This is a genomic window from Exiguobacterium sp. s125 (assembly GCF_018618605.1).
GTDB lineage: Bacteria > Bacillota > Bacilli > Exiguobacteriales > Exiguobacteriaceae > Exiguobacterium_A > Exiguobacterium_A oxidotolerans.
Genome location: NZ_JACSMI010000001.1, coordinates 1,252,929 through 1,272,761, shown reverse-complemented (window position 1 = coordinate 1,272,761; position 19,833 = coordinate 1,252,929). Strand labels below are relative to the sequence as shown.

The following is a 19,833-nucleotide window of genomic DNA, read 5'->3' as shown; positions in this document are numbered from 1 at the left end:
TATCGTGAGCAAACTCATTAAACGCCTCTATCCCGATGCAAGGGTGTCTGGGGCATCAGCTGTTGACCTGAAAAAAGCGGAACGTGCCTTAGGTGTGTTGTTTCCGGATGAATACAAAGACCTGTTCTTACAGACGAACGGTGCACAGTTTGGTGAATGGACCTTGTACCCTGTACCAACTGGTCAAACGTTCTCACTGGATATCGTTCGTCAAAACGAGAATCGCCCCGCCGGCTTACCGGACGATTTGATCTGTATCGGTGAAAATCTGACCGGAGACAAGCTGTGTTACCGGATTCGAAAACGTTTTCTGCAGGAGCTCGTCTTTAGATGGAATGAACAGTCGGGAATCGCAAAATACCCGTCGTCTTCTTTGGGAGAGTTCGTCGATTGGCATGTCTCGAAACGAAAAACGAATCAAGCTAACCGAATTGGTCGTTTCACGGTAGAAGGCAACGAGCTAATCGTGACGGATCCTTATTACGGACTAGAAGAAGGCACTGATTTACAGCTGATTTTGTCGAATGTGAAGTCAGGCAGCTGGACCGCAGCTGTCGTTTACACGGAGGACGACTGGGTCAAACAGCTCTTGTTTTTGAAGGGAATAAAAAGCGAAGCGGCAAATGGCACCGGCAGGAAAAACTGGTCGGCGTCGACTCGGCACTGGCCGGCATTTTTGATTGGACAGCTTATCGTCAGAATCAAGCGATGGAGTTTGAGACAGTTGTTTCTGCCGATGATCAGGCTGGTATCGTCTCATTTGGTGCTGTCTCAACGTCAGGTTTTGGAGACGGGCTGTATGATGTTGACATCCAGTATGATGTCTCGTGGCAAATCGTCGGAGTACGGGTCAACTTCGCAGAGGACGAATGAACGTCTGGTGGATTGGAAAATGAATGCAATACCTAACAGAAAAGAAGAAAAGTCAAAGGAGGACGTCTCGCAACGAGGGTGTCTTCCTTTTGTATTTATGCAAACGATTGCATCCGTATTCGATTAAAGCAGCAGATTAAATGAATCGTTTCTCTTGCAAAAAACTAGTTTTTATTTCTTAGGTTTTGTGTAAAAATAGAGGACAACAAACTGAGAGAATTTTTAGAAAAATGAACGAATAGATTATCTAATTTTTTGGATAAAAGAGAAAATCGTCGTTTTTCAAATTCTAAATAATTTATTTGCTTTAAGCCTGGAGGGGAAAGTATGAAAGTGTTGAAGATGTGGAACCAAATCAGTTTAGTGAAACAAATTGCAATCGGCTTGATTCTTGGTATTATTTTAGCTGTATCGATTCCTGAAGCCGCAAAATCCTTAACGATTTTTGGGACACTGTTTGTTTCCGCGTTGAAGGGAGTTGCACCGGTCCTGGTCTTCTTCCTCGTCATGGCGTCGATTGCCCAGCATAAAAAAGGACAGCAGACGAACATGAAGTCAATCGTCTTTTTGTATCTTCTCGGTACGTTCTTAGCAGCAATCGTGGCAGTCGTGTTTAGCTTCCTGTTCCCGGTAGATATTACTCTGACTCAAAATACAGAAGAACTGACTGCTCCAGGGAATGCCGTCGAAGTTCTCCGGACGCTCGTCTTGAATGTGGTCGACAATCCAGTCAACGCGTTAATCAATGCGAACTACATCGGTATTCTAGCATGGGCCATCGTCTTAGGGTTAGCGCTTAAAAATGCTTCGGATACGACGAAGACGTTCATCTCGAATTTCTCGGACGCGATCGCTAAAGTGGTCGGATGGATCATCAAGCTCGCTCCGCTCGGTATCATGGGGCTTGTCATCGGAGCGATCACGGAAAATGGTCTCAGCTCTTTGCTTAGTTATCTCAATTTATTACTCGTCTTGATTGGTTCTATGCTCGCTGTTGCACTGATCATCAATCCGCTGATTGTATTCATCAATGTTCGTCAAAATCCTTATCCGCTTGTCTTCAAATGTCTTCGTGAGAGCGGCATTACGGCTTTCTTCACACGGAGCTCGGCAGCAAACATTCCGGTCAACATGGAACTCTGTAAGAAGCTTGGACTTGATAAAGAAACATACGGGATTTCCATTCCGCTCGGTGCGACAATTAACATGGGTGGCGCGGCAATTACGATTTCCGTCTTAACGCTCGCAGCGGTAAATACGTTAGGCATCCAAGTCGATCTTCCGACAGCAATCATCTTAAGCGTCCTGGCTGCGGTCTGTGCGTGCGGGGCTTCCGGTGTCGCAGGCGGATCACTCCTCCTGATTCCGCTCGCATGTAGTCTATTCGGTATTTCAAATGATATAGCGATGCAGGTTGTAGCGGTCGGTTTCATTATCGGAGTCTTGCAAGATTCGTTTGAGACAGGTCTTAACTCTTCGACAGACGTTCTGTTTACGGCGACAGCTGAATTCAAAAAACGTTTAAAAGAAGGGGAACAACTGTCAATCAACCGATCGGTCATGGCTGCAGAAACAACTGAAAAAGTCGTCAATAGCTGACTCGATTGTAAATAGTATCGGTGATGCTACAAAAAAAGGTTAAAACCACCCGAATGGGATGTGTTTTAACCTTTTTTGTCTTGATGGATTTACAAGCCTTGAGCGACATCGATATCGTCTCCCGGCAATGGGTGCTGACAGGGCCGCTCAACGTTAGCGTGTGATGTACTAATGGAATCAGTATTTTCACTGAGTGAAAGAAATTATCTTTGTTTGTGTATCAATCGACTCCACTAAATAAAAATTTCCAAAAATGTTTTCTGATTATATAATAAATATGAGAAATGGAAATTGATTACGTTAGAATAGCAAATTTAATCAAAGGCAACATAGTGGAGGTACATATGAATTATATCGAGCATTTGGAAAAACATTGTGGCAAGATGATGGGTCATCTCGAGATTGAAGAATTACAAAAAGAGGCGATTCAATTGGTGCAGTTTCAAAATGCACCGTTTGCGAATGCGAGTACAGTGACATCACTCGGACTGTTGCGCAACCCGTTGCGATTCGATAATAGCGCTATTGTCCATCAAGAAGTGATGCTGTCCGTCATGCAACAAGATGCCGAATCGGACCTGGTTGAATTGGTCTATCGCTTGACGCTGGAAGCATTAAAGACTGGACATGCTTATGATTTAGGCGAGTACTTACCGCTGCCGGATGGATTGTTATCGAAGTACGGCTTCGCTGCTCGGTATGTGACGACACCGTTCTACTTCGAGGAATCGTTTCAAGTCCATCACGGAGATGCGGCGTCCGGAGAACCGGAGACGGTATTACCGGTCTGGTTCGTGCCGATTTTTGCTTCGGAAGTCGCATACATCGAGCAGTACGGCATTGATGAATTTAATGACATGCTGTATGAAACAGAGATGCAATTGCTCAATTTAAAGCGGCATCCACTCGTCGGGGACGATGAAATGATTGATGAATCAAGGCCTGACAGACAGGTCTTCGTTCTCGAATGTAAGATCACAGATGACCTTTTTGAAGACGACATCCAACGGCCGTTAGTACTGGACGGACCCTTAGGGAAGGCGTATGACATCAGCGTAGAATCGGAAGAACGAGGTAATTCTGTCCTAAACCAAGCCTTCCTGTATGATTTTTTGATTCATCAAAATCGTTTTCCGGTATACGCGACCTTTTTTGCGTTTCAAGAGGAAGCCAAAGAAAACAGGTCGTTCTTCGCGCAACATCATATGTCGTTCACCTCACATGTCTTGTCTAGACAAAAACAAACGAACGGATGGTTACTCGGAAAACGATCGTCGACGACTGAGACGCATTACTTCACGGTCAAGATTGAAGATGCTAAGAGACTCGAACTCATCCTTGAACACGCGTACGGAGTCGCATTGATGAACGAACTGTTCATGTTTTCGTATTCCGACCATCTGGCGATTCAAACAGAGATCGAAACCATCTACCGGAAAACACGTGTGTTAGAAGATCGATTCGTTTATCCGGAGGATTCGACGGTCGTGATCGTCGGTCATGATGGTGCAATGCTTTATCTGCTCTCGAACGAAGAACACTTCGCTTATGATCTTCGGACGGACTGGGCGAAACGATTGCGTCAACAGTTACCAAGCGATACGGTGATTCGGCAGCTGAATGGAGAATGGTTCGCGGATTTATAAGAACGGGAGGAAAGGCATGCAAGTCATCAAACAGATTAACGGTCAGAATCATTTTTGGCTGTTCGAAAAGGATGGTCGGACGCTCTACACGTTTCACGGCATCATGGGAGAGCGGTTAGAAGAACCAATGAGCGAGCAAAAATTCTCGCGTTTTTTTAATCTGGATGCCTACATCCGGGAACTTGTAGTAGAGAAAGAAAAAGACGGATACTACGTCGTTCAAGAAGCGGATTACTACGAAATTGTCATCGAAATCTTTTGTCAGGAGAAAGAATATGACGTCATCTCGGAGCATCGCGCGAACATCGAAGAGGAACTCAATGAATTTCTTTTTTCGTCGGGAAACGGTTATTTTTTTGAGGATGATTATGGTCCGGAAGCAATCGAATTCGTCCTCTATGTTCTCGAACCATCTCAGATCGTCGAACCCGTCATTGAATATTTTAAGGCACAGTATGGCGTGACGAAGATCCGGGTGGGGCAGGCAAAGGTTCATTACGGCAGACGCTTGACCGGACTTTATCCTGCAGGAAAGAACTTTAACCGGAAAAATTAATTCGAGGTTTCGTAAAAGGAGTATGGAACATGAAACAGCAAATCGGCTTACCAGGTATCACGGAAGAGAGACTACAAGAGGTAGAAGCAGAACTCGGCTTCGAGCTTCCGAAAGAACTACGAAACAGGTACAAGCGTGAAAACAAGTTCAGCGTCGGCGAATGGGAGTTTTATCCGATCAAGGACGAGCAATATATCAAACGGACATGGGACGATCTCGTTCGTGTTAACACGACGGATGCGGAGGACTATCCATCCGGGTTCTTGCGGATCGCAAGTGACGGCACAGGTGACGAACTCGGGTATCAGCTTCCGGACACGGAGACGATCGTCTTATGGGATCATGTAGAACAAGAGTTGTTTCCAGTAGCGCCGACGTTGAAGGCGTTTATTGAAAAGGAACAACACATGGAACGGAGTGCGGAACAAGCAGAACTCTTCTTACAGACAGTTCTTGAGACAGGCATTGTTTATGGGCTATCGAAGTTTGAACAGTCGGGCTGGGCGTATTGTCCGTCGAATCAAGACGAGACGGACGTGCTGTTATTTTTTTCGACGGAAGCAGCGGCGAAGGCTTTACAGACAAAGGAATGGGCGAACTATCATCTGATTCGCTTAGATTTAGATTTGTTCATGAATGGCTGGTTACCGAACATGATCGACGACGGACTGTATTGTGGCTTGAACTGGGGACCGGAGCTCGTCGGACTTGAGCTTGATTCGGAAGATGTTCTGACAGATCTGGAGGGTTAACATGATTCAGACACTCAGTAAACAAGTGGGTGGCATCACCTATGTCTGGTTCTTGTACCGCGATGGTCGAACGATTCAGATGTATCACGGAGTCACGGAGCAATGGAAGCTCGATCAGGATGTCAGCGATTCAATCGAAGAACGGTATACATTTCGGCGCCAAGCAAAACGACGGATGGAGGAATTGATTACAGAGAAGCAAGCGGAAGGATACAAGCAGGATGATATTTACGGGATGCAACCCGGACGGAAAGAACGCGAGACGTTTCGACGCCGAACGTCGTGGTTCGCCTATCTCCTTGTTGGACTCGGTCTGTTCCAGTTCGTGACACCGTTCTCTCTATTACCGATTGTTGTATTAGGTATCGGTATCGTTCTGATGTTCTTAGCATTCATCAGTAAAGATCAGTTGCCGAAGTGGTTACGTGTCATCTGTTTCGTCGGTTATTTCTTGATACATGTCAGTTTTCGGCAAGAGCCGTATATCCCGTATCTATTTCCGATTCTGTCGATTGGAACAGGAACGGCACTCGTATTATATCTTCGAAGCAAGCACAAACGTAAAATCGAAAGAATCTCCTTAATGTGGAGATCGCTACATAATGAATGAAACAAAGAGATTACGAATCCTTTTAAAGAATCAATTTCTGATATGACTAAAACTTCAAAGCACTGCACAAAGGTAGGGGAAAATGACAGTATGAAAGTAACCTATTCTCACGAAGAATTGTTAGCACTCGAAGATCCATTTGAATATGAAGTGGGGCTACCGATCCGAATCGCGGAACTACCGTCTTGCGTCATCGAAGAAGAGATTCCGGATAGCCGAGAACAATTGGATCGTCTTCTGAAAGATGGCTATACCTTGGTCATTCAGAAACCGCGAATTCCGAACCCTCCCGTATTCGCGGCGTTACCCGTGATAGCAGAGAATACGGTCATGAAATTGTATGTCTACGAGGCGAATCATTGTGAGGATGCGTTATGGGAAGTCCTGTCCGAGAGTGAATACAATCAGCACTGGGCATACTTTTTACTGAAGAAGGTGGATAAAGTCAGATTCGAGTTGTCCTATACCCATGAAGCGCAACGCTCGCTCCGACTGTCTGGTCTCAAAACAAATGAACTTGTTTGTCTTCGTCTTGAGGTCAATCAAAGCGTGACGTGTCAGTGGGATTAAAAAAGGAGATTCTTCACGAAAACGTATGTCGAAGGGCATAGCGATGCGACACGCATCTTTCCATGGCTTGCGGATGCGAGTTCATCGATTCGTTGTTTATGTCTGGTCGGTGAAATGCTTTTGTTTCCAGAAGACATCGTCCAATTCAAACAAATCAGTAGTGAGATGTTCCATGACGAGCTAACGCAAAAGCATGCGCTGGGCACCTATCGCTTTTATGTAGTAATACTTGTCGGAAATGAGTTCCAGTCTAAAAGAATTTACGTCGGTATCGCTGAATTTGGTCTCGATAGCCATTGAGATGATTAGTGATTCTCCATCTATGTATACCATTATTTGTACGAATCATGATCGACCATCATATTGTCAGGAGCTACTTGCGCAGGTACATGACATCGGCTTAACAGAAAGCGGAAGTTTACCAGTCACCGAGATAGTTAGGACATTCACCGCACGAGGTTACGCTGTTTGTACGTGGGGGAGTTCGAGTGAAGAACAGGAACTTCAGTGTTTTCTTACTGCAGCCTTCTTATGACAAGGTAGAAAGAGGGGATTCAATGAGTCTGCGTGGTGTATCGTTTGAAATCCCGAATGAACCGGGGCGTGTCTTGATCGACATATTAAGTGCGATTGAGATGAAAGCGTATGATTGGTTTCTTCGCAATTTTGATTTTCCGATTCAAACCATGGACGGGGAATGGTATGACAGTTTAGAAGAGTTTTCAACCAATCAGAAAGCGACAGGACATGAATTAGCGAAATGGCTAAGGGGACCTAGTAATTACCTGATCTTCGCTGAATTGTTTGCATTTCAAAGTGGTCAGACTGAAGAAGTGGGAATGACCTATGAATGGTTTCAAGAAAGCACTTGCCAAATCGCGATTTTGATTTATGATTGCACGTACGTCGAGATCTATTGTAAGGAGCAGCGCGTATCCGAAGCGTTTTATGAGAACGCTGTGAGACGTGGATATACCGGAATCGAGTGGGTGACCGATGACAATGATCCTCGCACCCGTTTGTCGGTCTGGTCAGAATAAGAAGTAGTCCTGACTAACAGATGTAAACGCTAAGCGTTTAAGGTTAGATATGTAAAGCGCTGAGCATTGCTAGAGGAGAGAAAAATCATGAATCAAGAGATGTAAGAATTCGTTCGAGTGGTTTATCGAACGGTTGTTAGAGAGGGTATGGCAGACTATAAGGACATCTATGAAGAAGAAGTCAATCCAAACGTCATTGACTATACGGCCTGCATCGCGTTTTACCAGCAGTCGAGCGAAGCGGATCAAAAACGAATGAGACAGATGATTGAACAGACGATCATCGATACGGTTTACCATGTATTTGGCATGCTCGATCACTTTTTGTATGAATGGAAAAATTGCGCATTTTGGAAAAATAGATGAGGTAGAGACGTCTTTCAAGTAACGATGGCAACATCAAACATAAGGAGGAAGCACAATGAGCTTAGCATCATATATCTGTATGGAGAGACAAATTCCTGATCAGTATCTCAATTTGGATGAAGAAGATGAAACACTTCCCTTATATATAGGACCCAGTTTTGCGGATAAAGACTGTCTGTATGAAGTAAAAACGAGACATTTTCATAAATGGTATGTATATGAGATTTCAAGTGATTGGGGAATCGAGATCGTCGAACCTTTTGATTCCAGGGTTTCAAAGGAGTCAAAGGAAAAGCTGCGCTATCTGTTTACGCTCATGAACGACTTCTTAGACGAGGGTGAATCGTTTGAACTGTATACATGTTGGATTGGGGAAGAGTCATATCCAAAAGAGAAAAGCATGACACTGTCTTTAGAACTTAATCAGTTGGAAGACATTGAGATTCCTGAAAGAACCCATATTTTGATCACGAAACAGAGTAAAAACTAAAAAGCCGCTGATCCACAGCGGCTTCGTTACATATCTTGGAGGGAGCGCTTGTGATTTTACCATTCATCGGTCTTGTTGTCGGTCTCTTCTTATTGATAGTAGGAACGTACTTCATCCGGTCGAAGCATGCGAAGCAGACGCCGTTAGAGGGACATGGGAGTTACGTCGACAACATCGATTCATTCGTTCTTGGCATCCTACTCTCAATCGGAACGATCATTTTTTGTTCGTTGACCGTCAGACAGTATGGTTATATATGTATCGCAGGAGGACTGTTCGTACTGTACTATGTCAATTCTGTCTGGTAAACGATCGAGATGAGGAATTGACTCATCTTGGAAGTAGTATATAAAGCGGAGTAAAGGGAGAGCACGATGATTCAATTATTAAAACAAATCGACGATCAAGTGCACCACATCGTCTATCACCAGGAAGGACGAACGTTGTTTTACCGGGAAGGGATTGCCAGTAAGGAGAAGCAAGAGGGAGGTGACGAACTAGTCCAGGTCAATGTTGAAGCAGCGACCGTGGTAGTCAAATGTCGGCACGTAATAGCAGCATATCGGCAAAAGAAAGAATGGATTCGCCTAAAGAAAGCGGATGGCTACTTCAAGTCAGATTTCCCTTCGTCAAAAACGATGGACAAATGGATTGAACGTCGCAGTAAAAAACGGAAAGTATTTGTCGCACTGTTCACGATGCTTTGTGGACTGTCATCACTGACGGGAGTGTTGCCCGTCCCAGGTTATATTCCGTTATTTTATCTCCCGTGGGTTTGGCCGATGGATGAAGGGAAATCGAGCCGTGCCCGTTTCTATCGCTGGTACGGAGCCATCATGCTGATTCCCTTGGGCGGCACGTCAAAAAACTACTTAAACCCGATTAATCTTTCGATCAGCGGTACGGTGTGCCTCATCTCCGGTTTTCTCTTACTGTTGCATGTGATTCAAACGCTAAAAGAAGAAGAGACGAAGAAAGTTACTCTATGAAGGACGAGGCGAAACAAATGATTTATTTGAAACGGGAAAACGGTCGGCAGGTTGACCACTGGGTCTGTTACCGAATTGGTCGGACGCTGCATCAGGGTTTTATCCAGGAGAACGAAAGCGGTCAATCGAATGACGGCGAAATGACGAAAGAACGGTATCCGCTGTACATCGGCATGCAAAAAAGAATGCGGCACTTGGCGGAAGAAAAGAAAGCACTTGGCTTTCGGTCGTTGACAGCGGAAGAGGAAGCAGCAATCGTCAACGGTGACGAAGGAATCGATTCAACCTTTCTTAAGCAGGCGATTCGTTATGCCTGGTTGATGCTTTTAATGGGTATTTTACTGTTCGTCAGTCCCTATACGATTCCGAACGTCGTGGCATTCAGCTTAAGTTTATATGTCTGGTGGGGGATTTATGGGAAAACCGGTATTCCGAAAATTGTGCGCAAGTATTTCCACCTGACGCTTTTTATCCTGACACTGTTACAAGTTCTGTCAGTCTTCGGACTGGAAAATGTCCTGCAACCGGTTTATGCGACTAGCTGCATTCTGTCGTCAATTGTTCTTCTTTTACTAGTTGTAAAGCATTACTTGTACCCTTCAAAGAAAGCAAATGAAGGTGCACCGACGATTGAAACCAGTCCGTTGCAAGAGTATTCAGAAGAAGATTGGTGATTGCATTCAATTTTTACAATATCTAAAAAGGGGAAATCAGCTTGCCTAAAAAATCACTGCAGGACCATGCTTTTTACGGAAACATCAAAAAGGTAAAAAAGTGCATCGATCGCGGGGACGATCTGGATGCACTGGATGAAGAAGGAAATTCGGCATTGCACTGGGCAATCGAGGAAGGGAATGACGACATCGTCACGCTGTTACTTGACCACCGGGCAGACATCAACCGACGGAGCCGGCACGGGTTAATGCCGTTGCACCTTGCGTTGTATGAAAACCGGTCCGCTATCGCGATGCAACTGATTGACCGTGGTGCCGCTCTTGATTTTGACGGACACGGATTCACGGCGGTGCACTTCATCGCCGCGCGCTCTGGCAACAAACGAGTCTTGCGTCGTTTACTTGAAGATCAGGCACGTGTTGACTGGCAGACGGACGACGGAGCAGGATATACACCTCTGCATTATGCGGCGCAGGAAGGAAAAACAAAGAAGATTGTCATGTTGGCAGCGGCGGGAGCTGATGTCAATCGCATCGAAATGAACGGATTCACACCATTGCACCTCGCAGCGGGAGAAGGGCATGTCAAAGCGGTGGAAGCGTTACTGGCGGCAGGAGCAGACATCGAAATCGAAAATACGTTAGACGCTAACAATACAGCCCTGATGCTTGCCAGTCAGTATGGTCTGACGGACATCACGAAAGTGTTGCTGGCACACGGTGCAGAGTGGGATCATCAGTCAGGATGCAAAAGGGCGAACAGCGCTCGGCTTTGCATTGAAACACCGGTATCCGGAAATCATTAAGCTGTTACAAACCATACATAGGAGGAAATAAGATGAAAAAATGGATTGGTCTCATCATTCTTGTACAAACGATCTTGTTTGGCATGCTGATTATTCAACTCGACAAGATGACAGATACGATTGCGGAAGCAGGAGCATATATCGCTACGAATGACGGTAGTCTTGCTTGGGGAGGCGGCCTTCCGGTAATGGATTATGTCTTATTTAGCATCTTGATCATTGTCGGGATTTTTCTCCTCATCCCGGAAGAAAAATTAAAGTGAGAACGGTTAAAAAGTTGTAGGTCGATTCAAATGTCAAGTGATAAAATAAAAGATGGGAGATTTTTCCTTATATTGACTTAATTTTATTTAAAAGGATGGGTTCGTATGAAAAAAATAACATTTCGGAATGTGTTAGCAAGCGGTGTCGTGACAGCGCTTGTATTGACAGGGGCTTCCTTTCAGGGGGGAGTCGCGGATGCAGCGACAAAAACAAAGACGACCCAAGTCGTGAAAAAAAAGACGGATTATAAAAAATATCGTGCGAAACAACTGAAAGCTGTTGCTTCATACGATAGCACCCTCTTTCACATGGATCGATTTGGTGGCATCAAGGTGCCGGACTATGTGACTGATCCTGTCTACCGTGCACAAGTTGAACGTTATAATAAAAAAGTCGAGTCGTATAAAAAAGACCATGCAGCTGCGGTCAAAGAAGTCAAAGCACTAAAAAAATTCATTCCTGAAGTGAACACGGCGAAGGAGAAAAAGATAACGGATCGACGTGTCGCGGCCTTGAAGAAAGAAACGGCGCGCTTGAAGGCGAAATCAAAAGCGTTGTTAAAACAGGGCCAGGCCCTGTACAAAGTCATCACAAACTATGAGCAACAACAAATCCTCTCGTTTGAAAGCCGGTACGGTTCAATCAGCGAAGCGTTGACGCTGATCAGCTACCGTGACTATCTCACGCGCTTGGACAACTATTTAACGGAAAACCATTACAGCAAGGATGCAAAAGCGGATATTATCGACCTTAACAGTGAACGGATGTTAAACGCGCGGGAAGAATCGTCAGAACGGTTAGGGGACACGCGTGGCAAGATGTTCCTGTTGATTTACGCCGGTAAATTCGAAGAAGCGAACGAACTCTTTACGTATGCGAAAGACACGATCGTCGTCGAGGAAAACGCCCGATTAGACGCATTGTACACGAAAATCATTGAACGGTATATGAAGAAGTAAATATAAAACAGCATCCTGCCGGGATGCTGTTTTTACGTAAACAAACAGGAAAGGAAGAATCATTCTCCCTTTCCTGTCATCAATTATTTTCCTGGCTTTGTTTTATAGAAGCTGTAGAAGACGCTGATCAGGATGACGAGGACGATCGTACCAAGCGACATCCAGAGTGGCATTTTGTAGACATCACCGAGAATCATCTTCGCTCCGATGAAGACGAGCATGAAGCTGAGACCGTGCTTCAGGTAATAGAAGCGGTCGATCAGGTTCGCGAGGACGAAGTAGAGACTGCGGAGACCGAGGATTGCCATGATGTTCGCATAGAAGATGATGAACGGGTCACGCGAATAGGCAAAGCTTGCTGCGACCGAGTCGACGGCGAAGACGATATCCGAGATTTCGATGAAGATCAACGCGATCAACAGCGGTGTGAAGAACAATTTGCCGTTGATTCGCTGCGTAAACTTACCGGACGAGATGTCTTGCGTGATTGGCAAACGTTTTTCAAGCCAACGGACCGTCTTGTTCTCTTCAAGCGACGTTTCCTGCCCGATGTTCTTGAACATCATGTAACCGGTGTAGACGAGGAACGCACCGAAGATGTAGTAGACCCAGGCGAAGTTCTCAAGGAGCGACACCCCAGCGACGATGAAGATGACGCGGAAGAGGATGGCACCGAGAATGCCCCAGAACAAGACTTTGTGCTGATACTTCAACGGAATCGCAAAGTACGCAAAGACGAGTGAGAAGACGAAGACGTTATCAATCGCAAGTGCCTTTTCGATGAAATAGACGCTCGTGTACTCAATGGCAGCGTCGCTTCCTTGCGCATAAAATAACCAACCGCCAAAGGCAACGGCGAGTCCGATCCAGACGAACGTCCACGTCCAGGCTTCGCGGAGCGAAACCTCATGGGCTTTCCTGTGAAATACGCCAAGGTCCAATGCGAGCATGATGAAGACGATCGCTAAAAATACAATCAATAGTGTCAACAGCGCTTCCTCCTTTTAAGTGGTGTTCTGTTCATATTTAAATTATAGGTTCAAATGAACTTAAAGTAAAGAAGGAAGTGTGCTGCTTTTGTTTATAAAATCAATCAGACACTTTTTCGTCTTAAAATCAAAAGGGGAGATTGGTATGGAAAAAACAAGTGCCATCAACAAAACCGCCTGGGAATACCGCGCCTATGAATTTTGGAATCAACGCGATGGGACGCCGGCGGACAAGGCGAAAGCAATCAGGAACGACCCGAAAGCGAGTCTGAAGAAACATCAGCACTTGTTTAAAGAGGTTACCGGCAAAAAAATTGCCAATCTCTGCGGATCGAACGGGCGCAAAGCGGTTCCGCTGGCGTTACTCGGTGCTGACGTCACGGTCTTCGACATCTCGGAAGAAAACCGCCGTTATGCGCTTGAGCTTGCCGCCTGTGCCGGGACGCACCTCGAGTATATCGTTGGAGATATCTATGAAATTAATTTGAAGACGTACCGGCATCAGTTTGATGTCCTGTATCTTGAAGGCGGGACATTACATTATTTTCATGACCTGGAGGCATTCACGGCGATTTTGTTTGCCTTGCTCAAGCCGGGCGGAAAGCTGATTTTAAGCGACTATCACCCAATCAAACATTGTATTGATGAAGACACGTACATCCCGCGTTATTTCGATCAGGATGTGTACGAAGACAAAATCGCCTATCAATCACATTTTGATCCCGCTGAGCAAACGGAGTTTCCGAAGGTGATGCTGCGGCACTATACGATGAGTGAGATCGTAAACACGGTCATCCGAAGCGGCTTCACCCTCGCACAACTGGACGAACACCGGGGCTGGGACGGTGAAAACCTCCCGTGGGAGTTCACGCTTGTCGCGACGACATAAAACCCAGCGTCCATTTACGGATGCTGGGTTTGTTTTTCGATGGCGTGAAAGATGGGCTGCAAACTCTCGCCGATTGGTGTCAGACGATAGATGGATGCCGGTCGTTCGATGACTCCGCGTTGTTCGAGTTGCGCGAGACAAACGGTCAACTCAGGTGTGGAATGTGCTGATCCGACTGCTGTCAGTTGTTCGAAGGAACAGGGAGCTTGCAACAGCACCCGAATAATCTGCATCTCGAACTTGGTCCCGAGGATCCGGACCGTATGGTCAAGTGCGCGTATATCAGATGTCATGTGATACACCTCCTCAACGTAACGGCGGGAAGTGCGGCAAAACATAGGTTCCGAGTTCATCAATGACCTCTTCCGCCGGTCGTTCACTGTCGAACAGGGCGAAGAAAAGGTGGTTGACACCTAGGTCACGGTAGAGATGGAGCAGTTCAATCAAACGATTGCGTCCGATTCGGAATCCAAGTCGGATCGGTGTCGGTTCTTCATCCGGATCAGCAGATAGATCGAGATGCATTGGCATCGAAAACGGGCGGAACCGGGTCATTCCGGCGTCTTGACTCGTCTGGCGCCAATCCTCAATCGCTTTTGCCTGTTCCAAAGGTCCTTGCGGATAATACATCCAGCCGTCCCCGTTGGTTGCAAGCCAGTCCATGTTTTGTTGGGCAAACTCGGTAATCATCGTCGGAATCCGCTTCTGTGGTCGCGGCACGAGTGTCGCACCGGTGACGTCGCCGTACTCAGACTGAATCGTCGGGTAGTCCGTATACAATGCTTGCTCCATCACGCGTAACGCTTCTTTAAACTGGACACCCCGACTCGGATGATCAATTCCGAGACCATGAAAATCCGCTTGCCGGTCGCCGGACGAAACACCGAGTATCAGCCGTTCCGGGAACAGTGCGTCAATCGTCGCGAGTTCTTTGGCAGCCCGTAACGGGTGACGGAGCGGCAGGACCAAAGCAGATGTTCCGAGGGCAATCTGTTTCGTCTGACTGAGTAGGTGAGTACCATAAATCAACATGTCATAAATTTGACCGACGGCAGGATCAAGAAAATAAGGATCTTTCAACAGCACGTCGCGTAACCAAAGGGTTGTAAAACCAAACTGATCGGCTTTTTGTGCCAGCTCGATTTGTTTCGCGAGGGTCGGTGTCTGCATCTTAAAATTCTCCAGCGGAATGTGGAGACCGAGCGTCAGCTCACCTTCCCGGTACATCCGCCGGTAACTGGCATGATTGTCAAGCATGAAATTTCCTCCTTACTGGTGTTCGAGACGACGGGAGACGGCAGTCAAAATGACGGCGAGAATGACCATGATGCCACCGACCCACGGTGTGTGAACGAGTCCAATCGTGTCGGCGACAAGTCCGCCGATCGTTGCACCGAGGGCGATCCCGATGTTAAAGGCGGAGATGTTTAACGCAGACGCGACATCGACGGCAGCCGGGACATATTTTTCAGCGAGCTGAACGATATAGAGTTGCAGTCCCGGGACATTCATGAAGGCGAGCAATCCCATTAGAATAATGCCGATGATACCGGCGACTTTAAACGGAATCATGAATGACAAGGCGATCATGACGATGGCGTGCAAAATGAACATATAGAACAATGCTTTAATCGGATTGCCGTTGGCGAGTTTTCCACCTGCTGCGTTGCCGATCGCGACGGCAATGCCGTAGACGAGCAGGATGATGCTGATCAGGCTCGGACTGATTTTCGTGACGTCCTGCATGATCGGCGTCAAGTAGGTGAAGGCGACAAACGTTCCACCGTAACCAAGCGCAGTGATTAAGAAACCGAGCATCAAGCGCCCGTTCGTCAACAATTTAAACATGTCGGAAAACTTCGCTGGTGGAGATTGTTTCAAGTCTTTTGGAATTAAGAAGAAACTGGCGATGATTGAGACAAGACCTAATGCGGCTACTGCGAAGAACGTCGCGCGCCAACCGAACGCTTGACCGATGAACGTACCAAGCGGGACGCCGGTAACCGTTGCGACCGTCAGTCCGGTGAACATCAAGGCGATGGCACTGGCTTTTTTATCTGCCGGTACGAGCTGAACGGCAATCGTCGCACCAATCGAGAAGAAGACACCGTGCGAGAATGCGGTGATAAAACGGGCGACGATCAACAGTTCAAAACTGGGAGCGACGGCAGAGACGAGATTACCGGCTATAAAGATGACCATCAATGCCATCAGTAACGTTTTCCGGTTCATCCGGTTCGTTAAAGCAGTCAGAATCGGGGCACCGACGGCGACGCCAATCGCGTAACCGGAAATGATCAACCCGGCAAGAGTGATGCCGATATTTAAGTCACCGGCGATGGCAGCAAGCAATCCGACCGGGACGAATTCTGTTGTTCCGATGCCGAAAGCGCTGATTGCAAGGGCAAGCAGGGCGAGGCGACCGTTTTTAGGAACCTGTTCCTGTTCGGAACGGGGGTTTAATTGATTCATGATAATTCCTCCTAAGGTTGAAATGAATAAAAAACAGTTTGTTGCCGGCAGACCGGGCCCAGTCTGCTTGATGAAAAGGAGAAGCTTCTGCATCCCATCATAGAATGACAAGTTGAATTAAGGAAGTACGCACTTTCAAGTACCATAGGCACTAAAAAGTACCTTACCTACTTTCATCAAATCAATGGACGAAAGCAACTTGTACTTTCTGTTGACAGTTGTTATCATAAACCCATCAAATGCACTTGAGAAGTACACACTTTTAAGTACGATAGTCACTAAAAAGTACCTGTCCCGCTGTACTCCAAGAATCGAAAGGAAGAATCAGCATGGCCTATAACATTCCGGTCGAAGCGACGCTGCAAGTCATCGGAGGCAAATGGAAAGTCGTCATCATGTGTCATCTCATCAAAGGGGAACGACGGACGAGTGAGTTGAAGAAGCTGATGCCGAACATCACGCAAAAAATGTTGACGCAACAATTGCGCGAGCTTGAACAGGACGGTGTCATCATCCGGACCGTCTACGAACAAGTCCCACCGAAAGTCATCTATTCCTTGTCCGACTACGGTTGGTCATTGCGTCCGATTCTCGACGCCATGTGTGCGTGGGGCGAAGGACATATCGATTTGACGGGTGAGGAAGTCGTTTCTTCTTAAAGCGGACCATCATACTGCACAGCAAAACGACCGTCCTGATTTCAGGCGGTCGTTTTTGTTAGTACGATTGAAGTGTTTGACCGTGCGAAAGGATTAGAGATTAAAACGGCAAATTCCTTATTAAGGAAATTCATTTCTTAATAGGAGGTGGTCCGTTTACGCTGTCTGTCGATGCATGGTTTTACATTTATTTTGCAACTGGAGCAGTGGTTGTTTTTCTCATCGGTTGCGGGATTGCCAAGAAAACACAAAAGCAGGACAGTGGCTTTTCGTTTATCCTGCTGATGAGCGTGGTGTTGTTTGCGGCTCTAGCTTACTGGTTCAACGGTGCGGCTAAAGAAGTGTTCACAGGAACATTACCTTGTCTGATCAATCTCATATTCGGCGGCGTACTTCTGATCGTGTTCCTTGCCGGTTCGAAAATGATGTTCAAAAGAATATAAAGGTCAGTTGCAATCAACGGACGGTTTCTTTCATAGGACCATCCGTATGTACGTGGTTAAAGAGGGTAACGACTCCCTCGTCGTTCGATGACGAGAATGTGATCCGTGATTTCTTCCGGTTCGTCGTCGAACGGATCATACGTGATTCGTTCGGACAACCGGATTTGGTATTGCTCCAAACCCTCGATGGTTTGCAAATAGTCCGGCAATCTTTCGGTCAAATCCGTTAACGTTGGATCGGTAAACGGAAAATTATCGTCGTTCGGATTATTTGTATGGATGAAAACCGCGTCCGATCCTGCATCCAGCTGGGACAGTTCGATCCAGAGCTGGTACGGTTGTCCCCACGTTTGAAGGGCGGCGTTTAACTCATCCATCAGATGAAACAAGGCCTGGACATGTGCTGTTCGCATCTTAAGGTGACCGTTTCCGTGTCCGTCAAAATCGAGGTGGACGTGCCAAAAATCGAACCAGCTGTCAGGACTGAAATCGAGCGGATGGGCGCTGAGTTGTTGTTCTTTTTGAAGATTTCGGAAGTAGCGCCGTTTGCCTCTGAATTTTTTCATGTCTTTAGTACTCCTTTACGTGAATCGAGTTATGTAATTATCTTTTTTACACGTCAAACTAAGTTGAATAAAGCGAATCGGATAATTTTTGATTAAATATCGTTAATTTCTGTTTTTACTTGATGGTAAATGGAAATTCCTATATAAATAATGTGAATTAACATTAGTTCGCTTTAAATACATCTTTACTGAACTATGAAATGAGGAGGTTTTTACATTGGAAAAATTTTCTTCAGATATTCGTTTGGTCTCTCAAAGGATTCAACAAATTCAACATTCGATTTCTACCGAAGAAGCTACTAAAACCGCTTTAATTATGCCGTTTTTTCAAACGTTGGGTTATGACGTATTTAATCCGGCAGAGTTCACTCCGGAGTATATTGCTGACGTCGGAATAAAAAAGGGTGAAAAGGTTGATTATGCAATCATGGATCAGGGACAGCCGACTATTCTTATTGAAGCTAAATCAATTCGAGAACCTCTCACGAAACATGATTCGCAACTGTTTAGGTACTATGGAACGACACAAGCTAAGTTTGCTATTTTAACGAATGGCGACACTTATCGATTCTACACGGATTTAGAAACACCCAACGTAATGGATACTGTTCCATTCTTTGAAATTACACTGTCTACCATTAAGGATAATGAAATCAAAGAGCTGTACAAATTTAAAAAACAAGAATTTAACGTCAACACGATTCTCTCTACAGCAGAGGAACTAAAATATTTAAGTGCGATTAAAGAACAGTTAAAAACACAATCACAGTTACCGAGCGACGAGTTTATTAGATTACTGATTCAAGACTGCTATCAAGGGATTAAAACGCAAACTGTGGTTGATAAGTTTAGACCTATCGTTTCAAAAGCGTTTACGCAGTTCATGAATGAGAATATGAATGAACGAATCAAACATGTAATTTCAGGAGACTCGGAATCATCGACGGTCTCTCTCTGTTCCTTCCTCATCAGAGTTAGAAGCAGAAAATACCATCGATGAACCGGCTATAGATATTCCATCACAGCCTTCGATTGAAACCACACAAGAAGAAATTGAGGGTTATGCGACCGTAAAGGTGTTACTTGGATCGACAGTCGATAAAAATCGAATTTTTTATCGGGATAACGCGAGCTACTTTAACATTCTGATTGATGATAGTAATCGGAAATGGGTCTGTCGTTTGCACCTTAATTCATTAACAAATAAATATATAACTTTCCGTGATGAACCGAATGTGCGACATAAAATTAATGAAGTATATGAAATCGAACAATATAAAGAGCGCTTATCAGATATCGTCAACGAAATCATTGCTTCAACTTAATTTCCTTATTTAGATGTCTGTCTTCACAGAATTTATGGCTAGGAAGCCCGCTGCTTCAGTGGTTGGAATGTCAGTTCCAATTCTTACTTTTGATAGCGAGGGCATTGACGTGATTTCCGACATGAATCGCTTTTAAGGGAAAGGGTAACCAAAACCAGCCCTGCATCGTAGCGTAGCGGCGTACAAGATTGGCGCTAAGAGGCGATTTGAGAAAAGAATGAAATGAGCGGCTAAACATTCATGAACACCAGATTTTTAATTGTTCTACAACATGCCTACCTTTAGCGAGGTAGGTT

General features: G+C 45.6%; 25 protein-coding genes. 20 read left to right on the top strand and 5 right to left on the bottom strand.

Translation table 11 applies throughout. The features are described from left to right. Positions 1-4 precede the first annotated feature (4 nt). The 16 genes from KNQ05_RS06465 (at position 5) to KNQ05_RS06390 (ending at position 12,194) form a co-directional block, all read left to right on the top strand. On the top strand, positions 5-1,000 hold the full coding sequence (locus KNQ05_RS06465) for an SMI1/KNR4 family protein (protein ID WP_353048685.1): 996 nt from the start codon (positions 5-7) through the stop codon (positions 998-1,000). A 200-nt stretch (positions 1,001-1,200) separates the two neighbouring features. After that, on the top strand, positions 1,201-2,472 hold the full coding sequence (gene sstT / locus KNQ05_RS06460; RefSeq protein WP_214804821.1) for a serine/threonine transporter SstT: 1,272 nt from the start codon (positions 1,201-1,203) through the stop codon (positions 2,470-2,472). 344 nt (positions 2,473-2,816) lie between these two features. Further along, positions 2,817-4,118: a suppressor of fused domain protein gene (locus KNQ05_RS06455; protein ID WP_214804819.1), complete on the top strand. Its 1,302-nt coding sequence runs from the start codon at positions 2,817-2,819 to the stop codon at positions 4,116-4,118. Between the two features lie 16 nt (positions 4,119-4,134). Then, positions 4,135-4,674 carry a hypothetical protein gene (locus tag KNQ05_RS06450; protein WP_214804817.1) on the top strand — a complete coding sequence of 180 codons (540 nt, stop codon included), beginning with the start codon at positions 4,135-4,137 and terminating at the stop codon, positions 4,672-4,674. 29 nt (positions 4,675-4,703) lie between these two features. Further along, positions 4,704-5,426 (top strand): DUF2750 domain-containing protein, encoded by a 723-nt coding sequence (locus KNQ05_RS06445; protein ID WP_214804815.1) that lies wholly within the window; start codon positions 4,704-4,706, stop codon positions 5,424-5,426. Between the two features lies 1 nt (position 5,427). Beyond that, on the top strand, positions 5,428-6,036 hold the full coding sequence (locus KNQ05_RS06440; RefSeq protein WP_214804813.1) for an NfeD family protein: 609 nt from the start codon (positions 5,428-5,430) through the stop codon (positions 6,034-6,036). A gap of 90 nt (positions 6,037-6,126) precedes the next feature. Further along, on the top strand, positions 6,127-6,606 hold the full coding sequence (locus KNQ05_RS06435) for a hypothetical protein (RefSeq protein ID WP_214804811.1): 480 nt from the start codon (positions 6,127-6,129) through the stop codon (positions 6,604-6,606). 488 nt (positions 6,607-7,094) lie between these two features. Further along, positions 7,095-7,646, top strand: a complete 552-nt coding sequence (locus tag KNQ05_RS06430; protein WP_214804809.1) for a DUF2691 family protein — start codon at positions 7,095-7,097, stop codon at positions 7,644-7,646. 147 nt (positions 7,647-7,793) lie between these two features. After that, positions 7,794-8,012 carry a hypothetical protein gene (locus tag KNQ05_RS06425; protein WP_214804807.1) on the top strand — a complete coding sequence of 73 codons (219 nt, stop codon included), beginning with the start codon at positions 7,794-7,796 and terminating at the stop codon, positions 8,010-8,012. 55 nt (positions 8,013-8,067) lie between these two features. Then, a complete protein-coding gene (locus KNQ05_RS06420) occupies positions 8,068-8,502 on the top strand; it encodes a hypothetical protein (protein WP_214804805.1) in 435 nt (144 codons plus the stop codon). Positions 8,503-8,552: 50 nt separating this feature from the next. Continuing rightward, positions 8,553-8,810 (top strand): hypothetical protein, encoded by a 258-nt coding sequence (locus tag KNQ05_RS06415; protein ID WP_214769483.1) that lies wholly within the window; start codon positions 8,553-8,555, stop codon positions 8,808-8,810. A 66-nt stretch (positions 8,811-8,876) separates the two neighbouring features. Next, the gene (locus KNQ05_RS06410; RefSeq protein ID WP_214804803.1) at positions 8,877-9,491 is read left to right on the top strand and encodes a hypothetical protein; all 615 of its coding nucleotides are present in this window, start codon (positions 8,877-8,879) and stop codon (positions 9,489-9,491) included. A 17-nt stretch (positions 9,492-9,508) separates the two neighbouring features. Beyond that, complete coding sequence (locus KNQ05_RS06405) at positions 9,509-10,165, top strand: UbiA prenyltransferase family protein (protein ID WP_214804801.1); 657 nt, start codon at positions 9,509-9,511, stop codon at positions 10,163-10,165. A 41-nt stretch (positions 10,166-10,206) separates the two neighbouring features. Beyond that, positions 10,207-10,971 carry an ankyrin repeat domain-containing protein gene (locus KNQ05_RS06400; RefSeq protein WP_214804799.1) on the top strand — a complete coding sequence of 255 codons (765 nt, stop codon included), beginning with the start codon at positions 10,207-10,209 and terminating at the stop codon, positions 10,969-10,971. Positions 10,972-11,003: 32 nt separating this feature from the next. Further along, positions 11,004-11,234, top strand: a complete 231-nt coding sequence (locus KNQ05_RS06395) for a hypothetical protein (RefSeq protein ID WP_251132430.1) — start codon at positions 11,004-11,006, stop codon at positions 11,232-11,234. Positions 11,235-11,339: 105 nt separating this feature from the next. After that, positions 11,340-12,194, top strand: coding sequence for a hypothetical protein (locus KNQ05_RS06390; RefSeq protein ID WP_214801373.1), 855 nt, complete (start codon positions 11,340-11,342; stop codon positions 12,192-12,194). 83 nt (positions 12,195-12,277) lie between these two features. Here KNQ05_RS06390 and KNQ05_RS06385 read toward each other — a convergent pair whose 3' ends face one another. Beyond that, entirely contained in the window at positions 12,278-13,183 is a 906-nt protein-coding gene (locus tag KNQ05_RS06385; protein WP_214769467.1) for a TerC family protein, read from the bottom strand. A gap of 145 nt (positions 13,184-13,328) precedes the next feature. Between KNQ05_RS06385 and KNQ05_RS06380 the strand changes: the two genes are divergently transcribed. Further along, complete coding sequence (locus tag KNQ05_RS06380; protein ID WP_214804797.1) at positions 13,329-14,072, top strand: class I SAM-dependent methyltransferase; 744 nt, start codon at positions 13,329-13,331, stop codon at positions 14,070-14,072. A 14-nt stretch (positions 14,073-14,086) separates the two neighbouring features. Here KNQ05_RS06380 and KNQ05_RS06375 read toward each other — a convergent pair whose 3' ends face one another. Genes KNQ05_RS06375 through KNQ05_RS06365 form a run of 3 tightly spaced genes read right to left on the bottom strand, consistent with a single transcriptional unit; the run spans position 14,087 to position 16,544 of the window. After that, the gene (locus tag KNQ05_RS06375) at positions 14,087-14,365 is read right to left on the bottom strand and encodes a winged helix-turn-helix transcriptional regulator (protein ID WP_214804795.1); all 279 of its coding nucleotides are present in this window, start codon (positions 14,363-14,365) and stop codon (positions 14,087-14,089) included. A 13-nt stretch (positions 14,366-14,378) separates the two neighbouring features. Beyond that, a complete protein-coding gene (locus KNQ05_RS06370; RefSeq protein ID WP_214804793.1) occupies positions 14,379-15,329 on the bottom strand; it encodes a TIGR03571 family LLM class oxidoreductase in 951 nt (316 codons plus the stop codon). Positions 15,330-15,341: 12 nt separating this feature from the next. Then, a complete protein-coding gene (locus KNQ05_RS06365) occupies positions 15,342-16,544 on the bottom strand; it encodes an MFS transporter (RefSeq protein WP_214804791.1) in 1,203 nt (400 codons plus the stop codon). Positions 16,545-16,873: 329 nt separating this feature from the next. Between KNQ05_RS06365 and KNQ05_RS06360 the strand changes: the two genes are divergently transcribed. Continuing rightward, positions 16,874-17,203: a winged helix-turn-helix transcriptional regulator gene (locus tag KNQ05_RS06360; RefSeq protein WP_012370213.1), complete on the top strand. Its 330-nt coding sequence runs from the start codon at positions 16,874-16,876 to the stop codon at positions 17,201-17,203. Between the two features lie 206 nt (positions 17,204-17,409). Beyond that, positions 17,410-17,646, top strand: a complete 237-nt coding sequence (locus KNQ05_RS06355; RefSeq protein ID WP_214804789.1) for a hypothetical protein — start codon at positions 17,410-17,412, stop codon at positions 17,644-17,646. 56 nt (positions 17,647-17,702) lie between these two features. Here KNQ05_RS06355 and KNQ05_RS06350 read toward each other — a convergent pair whose 3' ends face one another. After that, complete coding sequence (locus KNQ05_RS06350; protein ID WP_214804787.1) at positions 17,703-18,212, bottom strand: hypothetical protein; 510 nt, start codon at positions 18,210-18,212, stop codon at positions 17,703-17,705. Positions 18,213-18,429: 217 nt separating this feature from the next. Between KNQ05_RS06350 and KNQ05_RS06345 the strand changes: the two genes are divergently transcribed. Further along, positions 18,430-19,212 carry a type I restriction endonuclease gene (locus tag KNQ05_RS06345; RefSeq protein WP_251132431.1) on the top strand — a complete coding sequence of 261 codons (783 nt, stop codon included), beginning with the start codon at positions 18,430-18,432 and terminating at the stop codon, positions 19,210-19,212. Positions 19,213-19,833 lie beyond the last annotated feature (621 nt).